We start from the raw sequence: 18926 nt of genomic DNA, 5'->3' as shown, positions 1-18926 counted from the left end.
TATAGATTACGCCCATGCCGGGCACACCATAAAAACCTCCGCGCCCTTTGCGCGGAGGTTTATTTGATGGCACGGTAAACGATGAGAGACGCAACGAAAGCACCTGAGGAAACCCAAAGATACGGTTCGTGTGAGAACCAGACCGAAATCGAAATTCCCGCAAATGACAGGATACTGAAAATGCCTGCAAACATCCTGCTTTGCAGGTCTCTCCTGTATTCGCGCATGCGGCCGTCCCGGTTTTCAAGGTAATGGCGCATCCGTTCAGGCTCCTCCAGATAATTGATGACTTTCTGAGGAAACGCGCGCAGCGGTCCGGTGGAATTCAGGATCCAGCGGAGCACATCGCCTCGCCCGAATACTTTCTCCCCCTCTTTTTGTGAAGAAGCCCATTCAAGGATGCGCGGACGGGCAAGAGCCATCAGATCGACTTTCGGATTCAGCACATGAAGCACGCCGACAAAGATCGATGCCGCCCGGCCAAAAAAGGCAAACTCCGATGGCAGCTGCACAGGCTGTGTGCGGACGATATTCTGAAGATCCCGCAACAGGCGTTCCACCACAAAGCTGTCCATCTCCATCAATTCATTGGATTCGTAGGCAGTGACCAGCCGGGAGATGGCGTCTTTCAACACTTCCCGGTCCGCATGCGGCAACAGGAAGCGGAGCTCCTGCAGACCATCAAGCACCTGATCGTAGTTTTTGAAGATGATGCCTTCCGCTATCCGCAGAATCGCCACCGAATCGGATTTCCGGATAACACCGGTCATGCCGAAATCGATCAGTACAATCGTTCCATCTTTTTTCAGCAGGATATTGCCGCCGTGGGGATCGGCATGGAATTGCCCTCCGTAGAGCACCTGCTCCAAAAACAGGATGAACAGACGCTCTGAAATTTCAAAGCGGTCCAGCCCATTCTTTTCGATGAACGAAAGGTCAGTGATGCGCGCCCCTTCAATCCAGTCCATGACCAGCACGTGGCGCGTAGACAGTTCATCAAAATAACGGGGAAACTGGATGCCATCCATTTCATCGAAGCGTTCAGCGAAATTCCGGCCATTCTGGAGTTCCTGCTGAAAATTCAATTCTGCGCCGATCGTTTCTGTCATTTCCACATATAATTGGGTAAAGTCGACTTGTTTCGTCAACCCGGTGAATTTTCGCGCGAACCAGATGACGAACCGTACGGCCTTGAAATCAGCACGCAATATCCGCCCCGTGCCCGGACGCTGCACCTTGATCGCTACATCCGTCCCATCTTTCAGCACTCCTTTATACACTTCTCCGATGGAAGCGGAAGCGACGGCTTCATCTGAAAGATGTGTTAAGTAAGTGGTATAAGGTGTATTCCATTCCTGTTCAAGAACGCCGACGATTTTCTCACGGGCAACCGAAGGCACCCTGTCTGTCAGCCCTTCGAGTTCAGCCAGGAAAGTCGGTGGCATGATATCCGCGCGGGTCGACAGGAACTGCCCGAGCTTGATCATCAAGCCGCCCAATTGAAGAGCCAGGATCTTATATTCCTTGGCCATCGATGTGACAAGCTTATTCCATTTCTCTTCTACAAGCGGATTCCAATTGCCCCGGTGGCGTCTCTGGAAGAACGTTGCCCGCATAAAAAATTTCAAAGCCATGGCAACGATTCGGATGATGCGGATAAAGCCAATCTGATTCATAAGCAGCGCTCCTCTCTGAGTTTATTATAGGGACAGATGGCGGAATAGTCCAAAAAGTGGTATGTTTTTATTGGATGGCAATCAATCAGAGGGGGATGGAAATGGAATCAATCCATTACGAACAAAAGGAAAACCTGGCCTTTATCACATTGAACCGCCCAGATGCGATGAACGCGTTCAATTATGAGATGCTGACAGAACTTGGACAGGTAGTCGAATCGATCCGCATCAATCCGGATATCCGGGTCGTGGTATTTACGGGGGCGGGCGAAAAAGCATTCAGTGTCGGAGCCGACCTAAAAGAACGGAAAACATTGACTGATCAGCACGTGAAACGCAATATCTATAAAATCGGGGAAGTTTTCTCCATTATCGAAAACCTTCCGCAGCCTACTATCGCCATGATCAACGGCTATGCGTTCGGAGGCGGCATGGAGCTCGCGCTCGCCTGTGATTTCCGCATCGCTGCCGACAATACGCTTCTTGGACTGACCGAAACAAGTCTTGCGATCATTCCGGGGGCGGGCGGTACACAGCGATTGCCCCGCCTGATCGGTGAAGCGAAGGCGCTGGAATTGATCCTGACAGCACGTCGACTGAAATCTGAAGAGGCTTTGGAATATGGCCTTGTGACCCGCATTGCTCCTCCTGGAGAACTGGCGGACGTGACGGGTGCGTTTGCCGATATGATGCTGGCGAATGGCCCGATTGCCTTGCAGCAGGCAAAATTCGCCATCAAGAATGGCATGAATGCCGACCTGCAGACAGGCTTGCATATTGAACGAAAAGCATATGAACTGACAATCCCGACAGAAGACCGCGTGGAAGCCCTGCTCGCATTCGGCGAAAAGCGCAAACCGGTTTTTAAAGGGAAATAATAGTTGCGGTTTAATAACCGATATTACGCAAAACAGCTTCGCTTTCCTGGGGGCTTGCGCTGAGCTAACTCGGGCTCGTTTCATTTCGCCCGAGTGGATCTCAGCACTTCGTCGGCATTCGCCTGATCCCCGGGGAGTCTCGCTGTTTTGCTTCATATCTCTGATTCTCTTCTATAAAAGAGAAGTCTTTAATTTTCTATTGATTGATAACGGAACACTTCAATACTATACGGAACCAGAATGTAGCAGCAGGTGGCGACTCCTGCGGGAGCAGTGACGCAGCGAAGCGAAGGAGCGAAATGAGTCCTGAGACCCCACAGTGAAGGTTTGACCGAACAGCATTCGGTCAAACCTGTGCGACGAAGCGCAGAGCGCTGGTGGAGCATCGGTTTTCGAAGCGAGCGAGGAGGCTCAGGCCATGCCCGCGGAAAGCGTACGCCTGTCTCTGCATCGCTGCGCTAGCTTCGAGACATTAAAAGATATGCTGCGAAATGATTATAGAAAATGACACTCTTTAGATAATATTTATCAAAAGAGGCCATCCCACAATCGGATGGCCTCTTTTTGTGTTCTGTTTTATTCGTTCAGGTATTTCTCCATCCAGCCGGCAATCTGCTCCAGGCGTGCAAAGCGCAGGTTCGGTTTGCCTGTGCGTGACAGGTTATGGTCGGCTTCCGGGAAACGGACAAATTCCGTTTCTTTGCCCATGCTCTTCAGCGTGATATACAATTGCTCCGCCTGTTCGATCGGGCAGCGGTAATCGTTTTCCGAATGGAGGATCAATAACGGCGTCTCCACATTTTTCGCATATTTCAGCGGAGAATGATGCCATAGCTTGTCGACATCCATCATATCCGCATTCATCTGCCAGTCGGAGAAATAATAGCCGATATCCGATACTCCGAAGAAAGAAATCCAGTTCGAGATCGAGCGCTGCGTCACAGCCGCTTTGAAGCGGTTACTGTGGCCGACGATCCAGTTCGTCATGAAGCCGCCGTAGCTGCCTCCCGTAACCCCGAGGCGCTCCGTATCGATCCAGCTGTTCGCTTCGATGGCACCGTCGAGTGATTTCATGATGTCTTCGTAATCGCCTCCACCGTAATCCCCTCTTACCGCATCGACGAACTCCTGGCTGTAGCCGTGGCTGCCGCGCGGATTGACATACAGGACACCGAAACCGCGGGCCGCCAGCAATTGCATTTCATGGAAAAATGAATTGGCATACATCGCATGCGGGCCGCCGTGGATATTGACGACGAGGGGATATTTCTCCCCTTCTTTAAAACCATGAGGCTTCATCAGCCAACCATGGACTGCCCAGTCTTTCGCCCCTTTGGCAATAATCAGTTCAGGAGCGATCAGCTCCGTTTCTTCCAAATAGGTTTTATTGAATGAAGTCAGCGCTTTCCGTTCACCGGTAGCGATCGTCAAATGATACAGTTCACCAGGGTCCACCGGGTTCGAGATGGTGGCAAGGGCGAATTCCCCGCTCCTCGCTACATCGTAGCCGTAGACATGCTCCATATCCGGGGATGCGGGATAGACAGCGCCGTCAAGCGATGCGAAATACAGCCGCACATCACCCATAGCCGATGCCTGGAAATAAAGATGGTTGTCTTTTGTCCAGACAGCGCCTGGTGCATTCGCGCTTTGCTGGTGGTCAGCCACTGCGTAATCGCCGACTGGAATATCCAAGCCTTCAGTCAAACAGATGGTCGACTTCGATTGGATCGAATGGACATACAATTCCGTATGCGTCGCATTTTGGAATTGGCGCGGACTGCCGATATACGCAATATGTGCATCATCGTGCGAAAATACCGCTGCACCAAAATAACCGTCTTCATCCACGAGCGGCGTTTCCTCTTTGCTTTCGATATCATAGATGAAAAGCGGCTGGCGGAATACGAAATCCAGATTCTCTTCACGGGTCACCCCGTAGACGAGTTTGCTGCCGTCATGCGATACCGCTTCCAGTCCGTGATGGTGCGATCCGTCTGTGATCTGCTCAACTTCTTTCGATTCGATGTCGATTACGCCGATTTGCCTGTGGATCTCTTTCGGCAAAAGGCCCATGCCGTCCATTTTGTATTTCATCTTGTCGACAAGATAAGGTTCCGGCATTTTCTTTTCTTCTTTTTCTTCTTTATCAGTGAACGTCTTGCCTTCCTTCACCATTGCGTTGAACCAGATCTTTTTATTGCACGGCGACCAGACGAAACTATTGACCCCTTTTTCAAAATCAGTCAGCTCGCGGGCTTCCCCTCCGCCTGTCGGCAATAGATAGAGCTGGCTCTTCCCGTTGCGGTCGGATAAAAACGCCACAGACTTTCCGTCTTCCGACCATTGCGGTGACGAAACACGCTGCTTGCCATGCGTCCATTGGGTCAATTCGCCGCTCTCGATGTCGATATGCCACAGGTTGGTTATGTATGTATTTTCCTCTTCATCCATATGTGTCTCAACAAATACCGCTTGTTTGCCATCAGGCGAAATATGCGGATCTGCCACCGATATCAATTTTGTCAGATCTTTTGTTTCCACTGCTTTTTTAGCCACGCTGTTTCCTCCTCGAAATTATTTCGATTACCGCAATACTTACTCTTTCACTATAATGAAAACTGTCAGTACTTTCAATGTATTTCGAAATCATATTAATTGAATTAAAGAAACGGCATTTATCTGCCGCTTCGCCGCTTTGGACAGTGTAAAGATTATGCTCCACCGCTGCGCTCGTCGCAAAGATCCGGCCTCTCAGGCGTCGGCCAGATCTTCGAAGCTATTTTGCGGAATATCGGTTATTAAAGATTATTAGTTCAACTTATGTAAGATTAAACACAGTGATATCCTTCCTAAAAAAAGAAACCCCCGGCAATTTTGCCGGAGGTCCCATTCACTTAACTGTTATTCTGCTTCAATGCCTGATCCTTCAATGAACGGCGCAGGATTTTACCCGTCGTATTTTTCGGCAGTTCGTCAAGGATTTCAAAATGCTTAGGCACTTTGTATTTCGCAAGATGTTCAGTGCAGTACTTATGAAGATCACCCGTCGTATAAACCTGGTCTTTCAATACGACATAAGCATTGATCGATTCACCGAAATCAGCATCCGGCAAGCCGACTACAGCCGCTTCGGAAACACCCGGATGTGCAAACAGCACTTCTTCCACTTCACGCGGATAGACGTTATAGCCGCCGACGATGATCATGTCTTTTTTGCGGTCGACGATGAAGAAATAACCATCTTCATCGATTGTCGCCAAATCACCCGTATAGAGCCAGCCATCTTTGATCGCCGCATTTGTTTCTTCCGGCAATTTATAATAGCCTTTCATGACGTTCGGTCCCTGGACGATCAATTCGCCCACTTCTCCGACAGCCACTTCTTCCCCAAGTTCGTTGACGACTTTGTTTTCGACGTTGACGATCGACGTACCGATCGAACCAGCTTTGCGCTCGCGGTCGATCGGGTTGAAACAAGTAACCGGTGAAGCCTCAGACAAGCCGTAGCCTTCTGAAATGCGTACATTGAATTTGTCTTCAAAGTTATGGAGCAATGCAACCGGCAAGGCAGATCCACCCGAAATGGCCATACGGATGGTTTCAAAATCAGCCGATTTCGCATCAGGGAATTGATACATGAAATTATACATGGTCGGCACTCCGGCGAATACAGTCGCTTTTGTCGCTTTGATGGCATCAAAAACATCTTTCGGGTTGAAACGGGGCACCAGAACGATAGTCGCTGCCTGGATCAGCGGTGCATTGACTACGACAGTCAAGGCGAATACATGGAACACAGGCAATGTGGCAATCACGCGGTCAGCTGAAGAAATCTTCAAATATTCACCGACATCTCTCGCATTGGAATACAGATTGCCATGTGTCAGCATCGCGCCTTTCGGTTTGCCCGTTGTTCCTGATGTATACAGGATGACTGCTGTATCATCTTCCGACACTACGACCGGCAGCGTCACCGATGCCGCTGTGAACAACAGATTGCTGAAAGCATGCACTTTCCCTTTTACGGGATCCGGCAATTGAGCAAGCTTGTCTCCAGTAGCCGGATCTGTTTCACAAATGATATACGATTCGACAGCAGGAAGTGCCATATGCGCTTTTTCTACAAGCGGCAGAAGGGCATCCAGAGCGATAACGACTTTCGCGTCGCTGTTATTGACTATGTAAGCGATTTCATCCGGCGTGTAAATAGGATTGATGGGAACAGCTGTAGCCCCGATCCGCATTGTCGCATAAAGGGAAATAAGGAAATGTGGTGTGTTGCTCAACAGAAATGCAACGTGATCCCCTTTTTTGACACCCATCGATTCCAGTGCATTGGCGAACTTGCCGACCGTTTGTTCGAATTCACCATACGAAGTGTCTTTCCCCATAAAATGGTAGGCCGCCTTCGATGGATTCTGGCCGGCGATTTCATGGACACGCTTAACTAAATTCATATTTACATCCCTCTTTCATATTGAATGAATACTCATTCATAATCGTCACTTTGTTCATTATAAAATAAATCTTCAGACAATACAACAGGCACCGTGAAATCACGATGCCTGAAGATGCGAGATATACCGCCAGCGGATCAGATAAAAATAGAGCAGCTGGACAATTGTGAAGCCTGCAAGGACCATCGCCATCTCCCCTAATATGGAGAGTTCGGCAAATTCGTCCCACACCACCTGCAATGAAATAAAAGCAAAGCAGCTATGCAGCAGTGCAATCGTCCATGGCAGGAAGAATTGCGGCACCAATTGCCGGTTGATGATGCGGAGCAATTCTTTTTCCGTCATGCCGAGCCGCACCAATAATGCATACTGTTTCCGGTCCCTTTCAAGATCAGTGTAAAGCTTAAAGTAAATGAAGCTTCCTGCTGCCAGCAGGAAAACGAGCGCAACCATCACACCGATGAAAAGCAATAGCGCAAAAGAAGATTTAAACCAGCGGTAATCTTCACCGGGGTTTTCGAAATAATAAGAGATCCGGCTAAAATCCCCTGTTTCAAATGCTTCATCCATTTGATCCGTGAGCGAATCACCGATACCGAGAGTCGCCGTCCAATCGGGAATATCGAATGCGTAATAGTCAAAAGATGAAAGCTCAGCCGTCAACCCGCGAAGCGGCATATTGATGTTCTCGAAATCCCTGTCATTGACGATGATGCTGTTGGCATTCAATGTTCGGCTCGGAAACAGAACATGTGGATAAGCTTTTGCGATTACCAGCGGAATGCCGCTCTCGATGAGGACCGTGTCTGTCACCGTTTCATTTAATGCAGCTAAGGAATCCTGCGAATATGGGACGAAAACCCCTTCTCCTGGTGCGGGGTTCACATTCTCATGGCCAAGCGTCGACGCCAGGCGGTTGAACTGCGATGCCTGCAGAATATCGACTTCATTGCCGCTTGCCTCGGAAGTCTGGCGCTTGACGGTCAATTGCGCCACGTCATACGCCAGCCCTTTTTGCTCAAGCTGATTCATCAGTAAGCCGATATGCTCCTGTTCCTGTTCATTGTCTTCAAAGGAAATATAAACAAGGCTGAGCGGATTCGTTTCCCGGTAATCGCCAGTATAGGATGTAAAAGAAGCAAGCGTCCCTACTGTCAGGAACGCAACAGTCGAAACAATGGTTACGATAAAGAACATCTGGGCGCTGTCTTTTAATTTCACCGCCGAATCCGCAATCGAGACCAGCCGGGATTTATGCCAGAATAAAGATTTATTCTTTTTATAAAGATTAAGAAGCGCGTGGATCGAGTGTGTGAAGAAAAGATAAGTTCCGATTGTCGCAACAGGGGGAATGATGAAAACCATCATATAGACGGTTTCGTCCTCAACCAGTGCCGCCAGCGTATAGGCAAGCATCAGTAAACCGAGCCCTGCAATAGATAATATGGAAGAGTTCTTCCCCATCTCATCTACTTTCCAGTAGCCGTGCAATAGATTCAGCACCCGTTTCGTACGGATAAAACTTACACTGACAAATGAAATGATGATGAACAGACTCGCAAAAGCCCCGATAGTTAACATGAACGGCTTCCAGCTGAGATACAGCGGCAGGGAGTCCAGTTCCATGATTTCACGGCCGATCATGAAAAAGAATTTGGAAAAAGCAAAACCGAAAGCGATTCCCGCAGCTGTCGAAATGCTCCCAAGAATCATCATTTCGAAGAAAATCATTTTATTCAATTGCTTCTTGGTCATTCCAAGATGTACCAGTACGCCGAATTCCTTGGAACGGGCCTGAAGAAATGCACTCATCGAATAGAAAAGGAAAAACAGTGTGAATACATATAGCACGACTTCAGCTATCAACATGCCCTGAACTGCCATCGATCCAAGTGCTTCCTCTTCAAACAATGGATGGAAGATGAACATCGAATACACAAAAAACACCATGATAGAGACGACACTCGCAAGGAAGAAAGCGGCATAGCTTCTTAAATTGCGCAGAACATTACGGTAAGCGAGCTGCCGAAATGTCATTGACATTGCCCCCCAACAACGACAGGACATTCAAGATGCGCTGATAGAAAGTCTGGCGCCGGTCATCGCTGTATATCTCATTGAAGAATTCGCCGTCTTTGATGAACAGCACCCGGTTGCAATAGCTGGCTGCAATCGGGTCATGGGTGACCATTATGATCGTCGCGCCTTCTTCCCGGTTGATCGCCGATAATAATTCAAGCACTTCACGTGATGCTTTGGAATCCAGATTCCCCGTCGGTTCATCTGCAAGGATCAAATCCGGCTTATGGATCAGCGCCCGTCCGATTGCCGTGCGTTGCGCTTCCCCGCCTGAAATCTCATACGGCCGCTTGTGGAGAATCGGTTTCAAGCTCAAGCGGTCTGCAATGCCCATGACTCTGTCCGCCATTTTATCCAGCGGAATATAATCAAGCGTAAGAGGAAGCACGAGATTCTCTTCAACCGTCAGCATCTGGAGCAAGTTGAAATCCTGAAAGACAAAACCCAGTTTTCTTCTGCGGAAAAGCGCCAGTTCATCTTTACCCAGCTCATGCGGATCGATGCCGTCAATCATGATGCGGCCTGAAGTCAGTTCATCAATGGTAGAAATCATATTCAAAAGCGTCGTTTTACCGCTGCCGGAAGGACCCATGATTGCCAGGAATTCACCTTTTTCAACTTCAAAACCCAATTGGTTTATGGCTCGGTGCGTGACTTTGCCTTCATAGACTTTGGTGACATCATCAATTTTAACTAATGGCATTTTTTTCCTCCTGTATGACCGTTTCCTGATTCGCAAAAAGGATGGAGACGGTTGTTCCTTGGCCAACTGCTGAATCGATTGACAATTGGTGTCCCAGCTTGCCGCACACTTCCTTCGCAATATAAAGGCCCATGCCCGTCGACTCCACTGTTTTCCGGCCATTTTCACCGGTGAAAAACGCCTTGGTCACTCTGGCCATGTCCGTAGCCGGAATGCCGATCCCTTCGTCACGTACAGAAAGCTGGAGGTGACTTTCCAGACAGGCCGCCGTAATATGGACTTTTTTATTTTCTTCGAACGTATATTTGACGGCGTTCGTTATTAATTGGCCCAACACGAATTTCATCCATTTGCGGTCAGTCGCTGCATGGAACTGGGCATCCACATCCACCACCGGATAAACCCGTTTCGATATGAAGAGACGCTTATTTTCGGAAATGATTTCCGTTGCGAGACTTTGCAGATTCACTTGTTCAATCTGCATATCCTGCTCGAATGTATCCAGACGCGCGTTCATCAGAACTGTATCCAGACTCGCTTTCAGGCGGCTGATTTCTTCTTCCACACTTTTTTTATCCAGCTCTTCCGGATTCTGAAGCATCAGCTGGATGACAGAAATCGGTGTTTTCATCTGATGCACCCATTGGTTCATGAATTGAAGATGGCGGTTTTGGGACGCGTACAATGCCTGGGCTTCATTCTGGTAGACTTTATATAATTTCTGGAGGTAGAGGTCGACCTGGAGCTGCTCCGGTGACCGTCCATCCTTTTGCAGCATGTGTTCCATCGCTGCAGGGGTTTCCATGATCTTTTTATAATAACGATGGCGCTTGATATAGCGTGTACCGAGAAAAGCGCCGGTCAACAGAATGCTGATGACGAATGAATAAACGGCTGTATCAAGGTTGCGGAAACCGTCAAGCCAGTAGAGGATCATGATGAACGAGACCAGTACAGCCTGAAAAACGATGTATGCGGCGTGTTCTTTCAAAAAAAGGCGGACCATTAAAGTTCCCCCTCGTCGAGCAGCAGCCGGTAACCCGCTCCCCTGACTGTTTCAATGACAGAACGCACACCGTAATCGGCAAGTTTTTTGCGCACCCTGGTCATATTGACATTGAGCGTGTTTTCATCGACAAATGCCTGCTCATCCCATAATTCTTCCAGCAATTGCTCCCGGGATACCACTTTCGGATATTGCCCAAGCAATAAACCAAGGACCGTCGCTTCTTTCTTTTGCAGCGGAATGGTTTCATTGATCACATGCAATTCCATCCGCTCCATATAAAGTGTAAGACGGCCGGCTTTCACTGACCGTTCTTCCTGTTTTAACGCATATTCCCCAAATGCCCTGCGAAGATGGCTTCTTATTTTTGCAAGGACGATTTCATAATGGAAAGGTTTCGTGATAAAATCATCGCCGCCATTTTCTAAAGCGAAAACCTGGTCCATCTCACCTGAACGTGCTGAGATGAAGATGATCGGACAGGTGGTTGTCAGCCGGAGCTGGCGGCACCAATAATAACCGTCATAAGAAGGAAGATTGATATCAAGCAGGACCAGATGGGGATCGAACGCCTCAGCCTCTTCCAGAATTCGATCGAAATCTTTTGCGGTCTCCACTTCGTAATGGTATTTCCGAAGCGTTTCAGCAAGCATTTCCGCTATTTTCAAATCGTCTTCCACTATGAATATGCGCTGTGCAGACATAAGTGATCCCCCCCTTTCCTCTTTCTTTCCATTCTATCAAAAGAGCCTGCTGATAAGCAGGCTCTTCATAATATCTTAATAAATTAATTTGAGGAATTCTTCTTTTGTAATGCCGCCCAACAGTTTAGGGATGTCCATGCCGGAGACCGCATCGTCCAAAGAGGCGCGTTCATATTTGACACCGGTGATGGCATTTTCAATTTCAGATACATCACCGACGCCAAAGAAATCGCCAAAGATTTTTGCATCTTCAACCATGCCTTTTTCAACCTGCAGACGCACATCGATGCCTCCGACAGGGAAGCGGTGTGAATGCTTCACATTGAATTTGGGCGACTTGCCGTAATTCCATTCCCAGTTGCCGTAGCGCTGGCGTGAAATTTCGTGGATGCCTTCCCAGTCTTTATCAGTCAATTCCCAGATTTTAACGTTTTCTTCCCCTTCAAAAATGGAATGAAGGATCTTCGAACGGAATTCTTCAACCGTCATCGGCTCCTGGAGGAACTCGGAAATATTGGCTACACGGCTGCGGATCGATTTAATGCCTTTGGATTCGATTTTTTCCTTGCTGACTTTCAGCGCAGAAACCACTTCATCCACATTCGTATCAAACATCAGCGTACCGTGGCTGTACATGCGCCCTCTTGTTGAAAACTGTGCATTCCCGGATACTTTGCGGCCTTCCGCCATCAGGTCGTTGCGCCCTGACAACTCAGCATTGACGCCCATTTCGTTCAATGCCTTTACAACAGGTTCCGTAAATTTGCGGAAGTTGCGGAAACTTTCACCATCATCCACTGTGATGAAACTGTAATTCAAGTTGCCGAGGTCGTGATAGACGGCCCCCCCGCCGGACAATCTGCGGACGACATGAATTCCGTTCGAATCCACGTATTCTGTGTTGATTTCTTCAGCAGTGTTCTGGTTTTTACCGATGATGATCGATGGTTCATTGATATAGAACAGCAGGAACGGGTCTTTTTCCACGTCCATATTTTTCAGCAAATATTCTTCGATGGCCAGGTTGATCCGTGGATCTGTGATTCCCTTATTGTCTACGAAATACATAATCTCTCTCCTTTTGAATTGTATCCTTTCTCCAGTTTAACGGATTATTGAAAATTATTCACCGTTTAGAGTTGACTTCTTCAAACTGTTATAATACACTGTTTTTAATCAACACAGTACTATAACAAAAAGGAGCTGGAATGAATGATTGAGAACGTAGTCGAATTTTTCAAGAACCTGCCGCCGAAGCAATGTGCGAATTGTGGAAAACAGATTGAAGAACAGCATGAGTGCTACGGGACTCAATGCAATTCCTGCGACGAAGTATAGTATCTGATTGCCAAAATGAAAGCAGAAAAACATCATCTGCTTCCATCATTCCGTTTCAGCTGGACGCGTTCCGCAGGGAGCTGCCTGAGCCTCCTCGATAGCTTACGCTATCTGCGGGGTCTCAGGACTCGCTCTATATCCTGCAGGAGTCGCCAGCTGCTACTCCATTTTGAGTCTGTGAGAAACTGGATATCTACTTTTTCAACGGACTCATTTTCTTGAATTTTTCTTTATCGAAAGTGATGCTGAGATATGGAGCAAAATAGTGAAGACTCCATGGTGAGTAAGCGAAGTGCTGAGATCCACTCGGGCGAAGTGGAACGAGACCGAGTTAGCTCAGCGCAAGCCACCAGGAAAGCGCAGCTGTTTTGCGGAATATCGATTACTTACCTTTACTTCTTTCTCAACAAGCAAAAAAGGCAGGCGCTTATGCGCCTGCCTTTTTTCTGTATCCATCCTTTTCTATCAATGGCCGTGGCCACCCATATCGACATTGCTTTCTGAATCGTCGCTGTCATCCGGTACGATTGAATCGGGATCTGGATTACCGACAGTGATTTCCTGCTTGGGCATCACATGAAGCGATCGAGCCGTCGTATGTGCCTGAACAATATAAAGCCCTTCTTCATCAAATGTCGCTTCGCTTTCATAGACGCCAGCGCCGACATGCTCAGCCGTCAGCATCTCGGCCTCTTCACGGTTGCCGGATTGCCACACTTCGTAAACGACTTCATCCGCATCTTCAACAAGTTCGTCCCCCTGTGTCACAACTACGGATAAAGTCATCGCTTCCCCCGGTTCGCTTGTAGCAGGTGAAGTGAATTCAGTTTCGATTATTTCTGTACTGCGCGTTTCTTCTGCCGGATGATCGTCTTCTCCGCATGCGCCGAGGAGCAGAACACCGGACAAAGCTGCAATCGATAGTATTTTTTTCATAAGATTCATTGTCCCCCAGGATTCCAGCCGGAAATGTGGCTGTCAGCTCAGAACGCTGCCGCACATTCCATTGTTAGCTGGAAACTAAATCGTTTATTTTTCAGCCAATTTGTTCAGGACAGTATCAGCCAATCCGTCGATGAACAACGGCTGCACATTCGGCATTTCCGGACGGCGGTATGCCGCTCCGATTTCGTCGCAGACAACTTTGCATTCGTAATCGTTATCGAATAATACTTCCAGGTGATCCGCAACGAATCCTACTGGCGTATAAACGAAAGAATCATACCCTTTCACGTCATGGAGTTCACGCGTCAGATCCTGTACATCAGGGCCGATCCAAGGTTCAGGCGTCTGCCCGGCACTTTGCCAGCCGACTTCATAGTTTTCAACGCCGGCTGCCTGAGCGATCAGGTCTGCCGTTTCCTTCAATTGATCCGGATACGGGTCGCCGTTCGCAATGATTTTCTCCGGCAATGAATGTGCAGAAACGATCAGGCAAGATTTTGCCCGTTCTTCTTCTGACATTTCAGCGAAGGCATCACGCACTTTTTCGCTCCAGTACTGGATGAATTTCGGTTCTGTATACCAGCTTTCCACTGATGTCAGCTTGATGCCGGCTTTTTCAGCCGCTTCTGCCGCACGGCCATTATATGATTTGACCGAGAACGTCGAGAAGTGCGGAGCCAGTACGATTGAAACAGCTTCGGTGATGCCATCCTGTTTCATCGCTTCCACTCCGTCTTCAACGAATGGCTCGATGTGCTTCAATCCAAGATACACTTTGAATTCGATATCATCCTGAACAGCATTCAGGCGGTCGCATAATGCCTGCGCCTGATCTTCCGTGATTTTCGCCAAAGGAGAAAGTCCGCCAATCGCTTTGTAGCGGCTGCGCAGATCTTCCAGGCTTTCTTCGCTCGGCTTGCGGCCGTGGCGGATATGCGTATAGTAGCGTTCGATATCTTCTTCTTTATATGGCGTTCCGTATGCCATCACCAATAAACCCATTGTCTTTTTCATCAATAATTCACCTCTTGAGAAATTTTTATCCGATTATTTCTGTGATTTATAAGCCGCACTGTAGTCATGCACGAAGGTTGTCAGACGTTTTAATGTATCCGGATTCACTTCCGGGAATACGCCGTGTCCAAGATTGAAAATATAGCCGTCATCCTGCATGCCCATATCAAGGATCTTTTTCACGCGTTCTTCAATTACAGGCCAGTCCGCCAATAAGTATGCGGGGTCAAAGTTCCCCATCAACGGTTTTGTCAAACCTCTTTGGCGGGCTTCCGAGATCGGCAGGCGCCAATCAAGCCCAACTACGTCCACCGGCAGGTTATGCCATTCGTTTGCCAGATGCGTTGCACCGACACCGAAGATTGTAAGCGGCACGCCTTCGCTGCGCAATTCGTTGAAGATACGGTCCATGACCGGTTTGATATAGATGCGGTAATCTTCCACATTCAATGCGCCGACCCATGAATCGAAAATTTGAACGGCTTTCGCTCCAGCTTTCACTTGAGCCTTTACGTAAGGAATGATGGTGTCAGCAAGTTTATCCATCAATGCAAACCACATTTGCGGCTGGGATACCATCATCGCTTTTGTCTTGTTATAGCTTTTGGAAGGTCCGCCTTCGATCATATAGCTTGCCAATGTAAAAGGTGCACCTGAGAAGCCGATCAATGGCACATTCAATTGTTCTTCTGTCAGCAATTTGATGGTCTTCAATACATAATCGACATCCTGCTCGGGATTTATTTCGCCCAAACGGCTGATATCGTCCATCGTACGGATCGGATTGTCGATAACCGGACCAATGCCTGCTTTGATCTTCACATCCACACCGATTGCCGGCAATGGCGTAACTATGTCTTTATAAAGAATCGCGGCATCGACATTATACTGGTCGACCGGCAATTTCGTTACATAAGCACAAAGTTCCGGCTGATGCGTAATTTCCTCAAGTGAGTATTTTTCTTTTATCTTGCGGTACTCGGGCTGCGAACGGCCAGCCTGTCTCATAAACCATACAGGTACATGATCCGTCTTTTCTCCTCTTGTCGCCCTCAGATAAGTATCATTAAAAGCCATGTTAAAAACTTCCCTTCAAATTTATCGTCCATTGCATATCTTTCTTATGTCCGTATATACTATAGACGCTCTATTTTCTATTGTATAGATTGTACCGCTAAATGTCATAAATTAGACGCTTATGGCTTCACCAGTTCGACAAAGACGTTTGCAGATATTTATTCGGGGGAAAGTTATACTGTATTTATATATATAGGAGGGGATATAATGAATTTATTCATGACTACGGGAACTTATGAGTATATGAAGAAATTACGAGATAAATATCCTGAAGAAAACATGGTTGTCATGCAGGGAGAAAACACCACTTTAGTCCTGCATGAAACAGAAGGCAAAACTGTCTTTCAGTCAGCCCGCCGCTATGAAGTCGTCGTAGGAACTGGAGAATTCAGAGAAAAAGGATTTTTTGTTTTCAATAATATCCCAGTCACTGACGAAGGTCGCCCGATATTTGAGCACCGCTTCAAAAACCGTGCCGGTGCCATCGAAAATGAACCAGGCTATGTGGCATTCCGCGTCCTGCGTCCACTCGATTCAGACACGTATGTAGTTTTGACTGAATGGGAATCGCCGATTTTCTTTGAAAAATGGAAAGAATCACAGGCTTTCTCAAAAGCCCATTCCAAACCGGAAGGCGCATCAGCCGCGAAACCGGTGAATATTTTCTCGGGATCTTCTTATATAACTACTTATCGAGCAAAACCCGAAGATGAATAATGGACATGCTCTGCTTATGGCAGAGCGAAATACATACCCAGAACAGGAGGAAAATTAATTGGTTTTCGTTTATTTCTTGATAGCCGGCATCATAACCGTCTATGCTTCGATCAAGTTATCGGAGTATGCGGACGTCATCAGTGAAAAAACAGCAATGGGCGGCATGATGGTCGGGACATTGCTTCTGGCGGGGGCAACATCCCTTCCTGAAGTTTCAACAAGTTTCTCGGCAGCAGCCATCGGCAACGCCGATATTGCCGTCGGAAACATGATCGGTTCCAACCTTTTCAACTTATTCATTCTGGCAGGGTTCGATTTCCTGCTGCGCAAACGCCGTATCCTTGACCGCGCATCCCGGGATAATATCTACACAGCATTACTTGGAATCTTATTGACAGTATTGGTCATGTTGGCCTTATGGCTCCGGATCGACACTCAGATTCTAGGCGTCGGGCTGGACGCATTGATCATCGCCATCGTTTATATCGTCGGGATGGTGCTTATCAATAAATTGCCTTCTCTTGACCCTGCAGCTGAAGCGGCAGCAGAGGCGGAAGAAGAGCCTGATAATCCTAGCGCAGGACTTTCTGCTAAAGCTGCAATAACAGGCTTTATCATTGGAGCACTGGTCATCCTTGGTGCCGGTACGGCATTATCCATCACGGGTGATGAAATCGCCACTATCACAGGCATCGGTTCAAGTTTTATCGGCAGTTTCCTGATTGCCGCTGCCACTTCACTGCCTGAAGCTATTGCAGTATTCGTCGCCTTGCGCCTGAATAATGTCAATATGGCAGTCGGTGCAATTCTGGGATCGAACATCTTCAATATGATCATCCTCGCCATCTCTGATCCAGTTTATCGGGATGGCAACCTGATCGCTGCAGCTACGCCGGGTGCAACGATGATCATTGCAACTGGTGTATTGGTCATGTCATTATTGGCTTTATATTTACTGGCCAGAAAAAACAGCAAGTCGATCCTGACATATTCATTGCCATCACTAGTCATCGTGATCATCTATTTTGTCGCATCTTATATGAACTTTACGTATTAATTAAGAAGAGAGCGGATTCCGCTCTCTTTTTTTATGTTATTATTTACTGAATAATACACATTTTCTAGGAGGGGTTCTATTGGTGCTGAAGAAATTATATGCAGAACTGGACACAGCTTATCCGGAAATGGTCGATATCCGGAGACATTTGCATATGCATCCCGAAGTTTCATTCAATGAAATAAAAACTGCGCGGTACATACGTCATTATTACGAACAATTGGGAGTCGAAGTCCGGCATAATGTCGGCGGCAATGGTGTTGTAGCGACGATCAAAGGTTCAAAGCCCGGCAAGACGATCGCGCTGCGGGCGGATTTTGACGCTCTTCCGATACAGGATCAAAAAGATGTTCCTTATAAGTCGCAGGCACCGAATGTCATGCATGCCTGTGGACATGATGGCCATACGGCTACTTTATTGGTCTTGGGGAAAATCCTCCACAGCCTGCGGAACGAACTGGCAGGGACCTATGTCCTGATCCATCAGCATGCCGAAGAATTGGTTCCGGGAGGTGCAATGTCGATGATCAATGACGGCGCACTGGATGGCGTCGATAAGATTTTCGGCACCCATCTATGGTCCATGACTCCTTTCGGACGTATCGACTACCGTGTAGGACCGATCATAGCGGCAGCTGACAGCTTCACCCTGAAAATCCAAGGCCGCGGCGGGCACGGTGCAATGCCGCATAATACAAAAGATGCCATTGTTCTCGGTTCTCAGATAGTCATGAACCTTCAGCAATTGGTGTCGCGGAGAGTCGATCCCCTTGAATCAGCTGTATTATCCGTCGGTTCATTCGTCGCTGAAAACCCATTCAATATTATTGCAGATCAGGCAGTCTTGAAAGGCACCATCCGTACATTCAATAAAGCGACGCGGGATTTGATGGAAAAAGAAATGGAACGCATCATCCATGGCAATTGCCTTGCTGCTGGCTGTACATATGAATTCTCCTATACCCGCGGCTACTCCCCTCTTGTCAACCATGAAGAGGAAACGATGTATCTGAAAGACATCGCCGGACAGGTTCCGGGTGTGGAAGAAGTATATAACACTCCTCCTCTCATGATCGGAGAGGATTTTGCGTATTATCTCGAAAAGATACCAGGCACTTTCTTCCTGACAGGCGCAATGCCTGACGGTGAAATGTATCCGCATCACCATCCCAAGTTTGATTTCAAAGAAGAAGCCATGCTGATTGCTGCAAAAACACTCGGCAGCGCTGCGCTCGGTGCGCAGCCCTGAACATGAAAATCCCGTTTCCATCT

General features: G+C 47.8%; 16 protein-coding genes. 5 read left to right on the top strand and 11 right to left on the bottom strand.

Annotation, left to right across the window (positions count from 1 at the left end):
• Nucleotides 1–59: 59 nt before the first annotated feature.
• A complete protein-coding gene (locus tag IQ294_RS15145; protein WP_203334899.1) occupies nucleotides 60–1676 on the bottom strand; it encodes an ABC1 kinase family protein in 1617 nt (538 codons plus the stop codon).
• Between the two features lie 101 nt (nucleotides 1677–1777).
• Between IQ294_RS15145 and IQ294_RS15140 the strand changes: the two genes are divergently transcribed.
• Nucleotides 1778–2554, top strand: a complete 777-nt coding sequence (locus IQ294_RS15140; RefSeq protein ID WP_203334898.1) for an enoyl-CoA hydratase-related protein — start codon at nucleotides 1778–1780, stop codon at nucleotides 2552–2554.
• Nucleotides 2555–3130: 576 nt separating this feature from the next.
• Here IQ294_RS15140 and IQ294_RS15135 read toward each other — a convergent pair.
• The 7 genes from IQ294_RS15135 to lplA all read right to left on the bottom strand — a co-directional run bounded on the left by IQ294_RS15135 (nucleotide 3131) and on the right by lplA (nucleotide 12574).
• The gene (locus IQ294_RS15135; RefSeq protein ID WP_203334897.1) at nucleotides 3131–5113 is read right to left on the bottom strand and encodes a prolyl oligopeptidase family serine peptidase; all 1983 of its coding nucleotides are present in this window, start codon (nucleotides 5111–5113) and stop codon (nucleotides 3131–3133) included.
• Between the two features lie 338 nt (nucleotides 5114–5451).
• Nucleotides 5452–7014: a fatty acid--CoA ligase family protein gene (locus tag IQ294_RS15130; protein ID WP_203334896.1), complete on the bottom strand. Its 1563-nt coding sequence runs from the start codon at nucleotides 7012–7014 to the stop codon at nucleotides 5452–5454.
• 99 nt (nucleotides 7015–7113) lie between these two features.
• A complete protein-coding gene (locus tag IQ294_RS15125) occupies nucleotides 7114–9051 on the bottom strand; it encodes an ABC transporter permease (protein WP_203334895.1) in 1938 nt (645 codons plus the stop codon).
• Nucleotides 9023–9796 (bottom strand): ABC transporter ATP-binding protein, encoded by a 774-nt coding sequence (locus tag IQ294_RS15120; protein WP_203334894.1) that lies wholly within the window; start codon nucleotides 9794–9796, stop codon nucleotides 9023–9025. The genes IQ294_RS15125 and IQ294_RS15120 overlap by 29 nt, the downstream gene beginning before the upstream one ends.
• The gene (locus IQ294_RS15115) at nucleotides 9783–10802 is read right to left on the bottom strand and encodes a sensor histidine kinase (protein WP_203334893.1); all 1020 of its coding nucleotides are present in this window, start codon (nucleotides 10800–10802) and stop codon (nucleotides 9783–9785) included. Before IQ294_RS15115 ends, IQ294_RS15120 begins: the two co-directional genes overlap by 14 nt.
• On the bottom strand, nucleotides 10802–11506 hold the full coding sequence (locus IQ294_RS15110; protein ID WP_203334892.1) for a response regulator transcription factor: 705 nt from the start codon (nucleotides 11504–11506) through the stop codon (nucleotides 10802–10804). Before IQ294_RS15110 ends, IQ294_RS15115 begins: the two co-directional genes overlap by 1 nt.
• Before the next feature lie 75 nt (nucleotides 11507–11581).
• Nucleotides 11582–12574, bottom strand: coding sequence for a lipoate--protein ligase (gene lplA, locus IQ294_RS15105; protein ID WP_203334891.1), 993 nt, complete (start codon nucleotides 12572–12574; stop codon nucleotides 11582–11584).
• 144 nt (nucleotides 12575–12718) lie between these two features.
• Here lplA and yhfH point away from each other — a divergent pair, with 144 nt between their 5' ends.
• On the top strand, nucleotides 12719–12844 hold the full coding sequence (yhfH, locus tag IQ294_RS15100) for a protein YhfH (protein WP_203334890.1): 126 nt from the start codon (nucleotides 12719–12721) through the stop codon (nucleotides 12842–12844).
• Between the two features lie 465 nt (nucleotides 12845–13309).
• Here the strand turns inward: yhfH and IQ294_RS15095 are convergent, their stop codons facing one another.
• The 3 genes from IQ294_RS15095 to hemE form a co-directional block, all read right to left on the bottom strand.
• Nucleotides 13310–13780 (bottom strand): FixH family protein, encoded by a 471-nt coding sequence (locus IQ294_RS15095; protein ID WP_203334889.1) that lies wholly within the window; start codon nucleotides 13778–13780, stop codon nucleotides 13310–13312.
• Between the two features lie 93 nt (nucleotides 13781–13873).
• Complete coding sequence (gene hemH / locus IQ294_RS15090; protein ID WP_203334888.1) at nucleotides 13874–14806, bottom strand: ferrochelatase; 933 nt, start codon at nucleotides 14804–14806, stop codon at nucleotides 13874–13876.
• A 30-nt stretch (nucleotides 14807–14836) separates the two neighbouring features.
• The gene (hemE, locus tag IQ294_RS15085; RefSeq protein ID WP_203334887.1) at nucleotides 14837–15880 is read right to left on the bottom strand and encodes a uroporphyrinogen decarboxylase; all 1044 of its coding nucleotides are present in this window, start codon (nucleotides 15878–15880) and stop codon (nucleotides 14837–14839) included.
• A 207-nt stretch (nucleotides 15881–16087) separates the two neighbouring features.
• Here hemE and IQ294_RS15080 point away from each other — a divergent pair, with 207 nt between their 5' ends.
• The 3 genes from IQ294_RS15080 (at nucleotide 16088) to IQ294_RS15070 (ending at nucleotide 18903) form a co-directional block, all read left to right on the top strand.
• Nucleotides 16088–16597 carry an antibiotic biosynthesis monooxygenase family protein gene (locus tag IQ294_RS15080; RefSeq protein ID WP_203334886.1) on the top strand — a complete coding sequence of 170 codons (510 nt, stop codon included), beginning with the start codon at nucleotides 16088–16090 and terminating at the stop codon, nucleotides 16595–16597.
• Between the two features lie 58 nt (nucleotides 16598–16655).
• Nucleotides 16656–17654 (top strand): sodium:calcium antiporter, encoded by a 999-nt coding sequence (locus tag IQ294_RS15075; RefSeq protein ID WP_203334885.1) that lies wholly within the window; start codon nucleotides 16656–16658, stop codon nucleotides 17652–17654.
• A gap of 82 nt (nucleotides 17655–17736) precedes the next feature.
• Nucleotides 17737–18903 (top strand): M20 family metallopeptidase, encoded by a 1167-nt coding sequence (locus tag IQ294_RS15070; protein ID WP_349291376.1) that lies wholly within the window; start codon nucleotides 17737–17739, stop codon nucleotides 18901–18903.
• Nucleotides 18904–18926: the final 23 nt, after the last annotated feature.

The organism is Planococcus beigongshangi (assembly GCF_016820495.1).
GTDB classification, from domain to species: Bacteria; Bacillota; Bacilli; order Bacillales_A; family Planococcaceae; genus Planococcus; species Planococcus beigongshangi.
The sequence above is the reverse complement of the archived record's forward strand: the minus strand, read 5'-3'. Positions and strand labels throughout refer to the sequence as shown.

Excerpts from the sequence above, each read along its gene's own strand:
- IQ294_RS15145 (WP_203334899.1), bottom strand. The coding sequence starts at position 1,676 with ATGAATCAGATTGGCTTTATCCGCATCATCCGAATCGTTGCCATGGCT.
- IQ294_RS15140 (WP_203334898.1), top strand. The coding sequence starts at position 1,778 with ATGGAATCAATCCATTACGAACAAAAGGAAAACCTGGCCTTTATCACA.
- IQ294_RS15130 (WP_203334896.1), bottom strand. The coding sequence starts at position 7,014 with ATGAATTTAGTTAAGCGTGTCCATGAAATCGCCGGCCAGAATCCATCG.
- IQ294_RS15125 (WP_203334895.1), bottom strand. The coding sequence starts at position 9,051 with ATGACATTTCGGCAGCTCGCTTACCGTAATGTTCTGCGCAATTTAAGA.
- IQ294_RS15120 (WP_203334894.1), bottom strand. The coding sequence starts at position 9,796 with ATGCCATTAGTTAAAATTGATGATGTCACCAAAGTCTATGAAGGCAAA.
- IQ294_RS15115 (WP_203334893.1), bottom strand. The coding sequence starts at position 10,802 with ATGGTCCGCCTTTTTTTGAAAGAACACGCCGCATACATCGTTTTTCAG.
- IQ294_RS15110 (WP_203334892.1), bottom strand. The coding sequence starts at position 11,506 with ATGTCTGCACAGCGCATATTCATAGTGGAAGACGATTTGAAAATAGCG.
- lplA (WP_203334891.1), bottom strand. The coding sequence starts at position 12,574 with ATGTATTTCGTAGACAATAAGGGAATCACAGATCCACGGATCAACCTG.
- yhfH (WP_203334890.1), top strand. The coding sequence starts at position 12,719 with ATGATTGAGAACGTAGTCGAATTTTTCAAGAACCTGCCGCCGAAGCAA.
- IQ294_RS15095 (WP_203334889.1), bottom strand. The coding sequence starts at position 13,780 with ATGAAAAAAATACTATCGATTGCAGCTTTGTCCGGTGTTCTGCTCCTC.
- hemE (WP_203334887.1), bottom strand. The coding sequence starts at position 15,880 with ATGGCTTTTAATGATACTTATCTGAGGGCGACAAGAGGAGAAAAGACG.
- IQ294_RS15080 (WP_203334886.1), top strand. The coding sequence starts at position 16,088 with ATGAATTTATTCATGACTACGGGAACTTATGAGTATATGAAGAAATTA.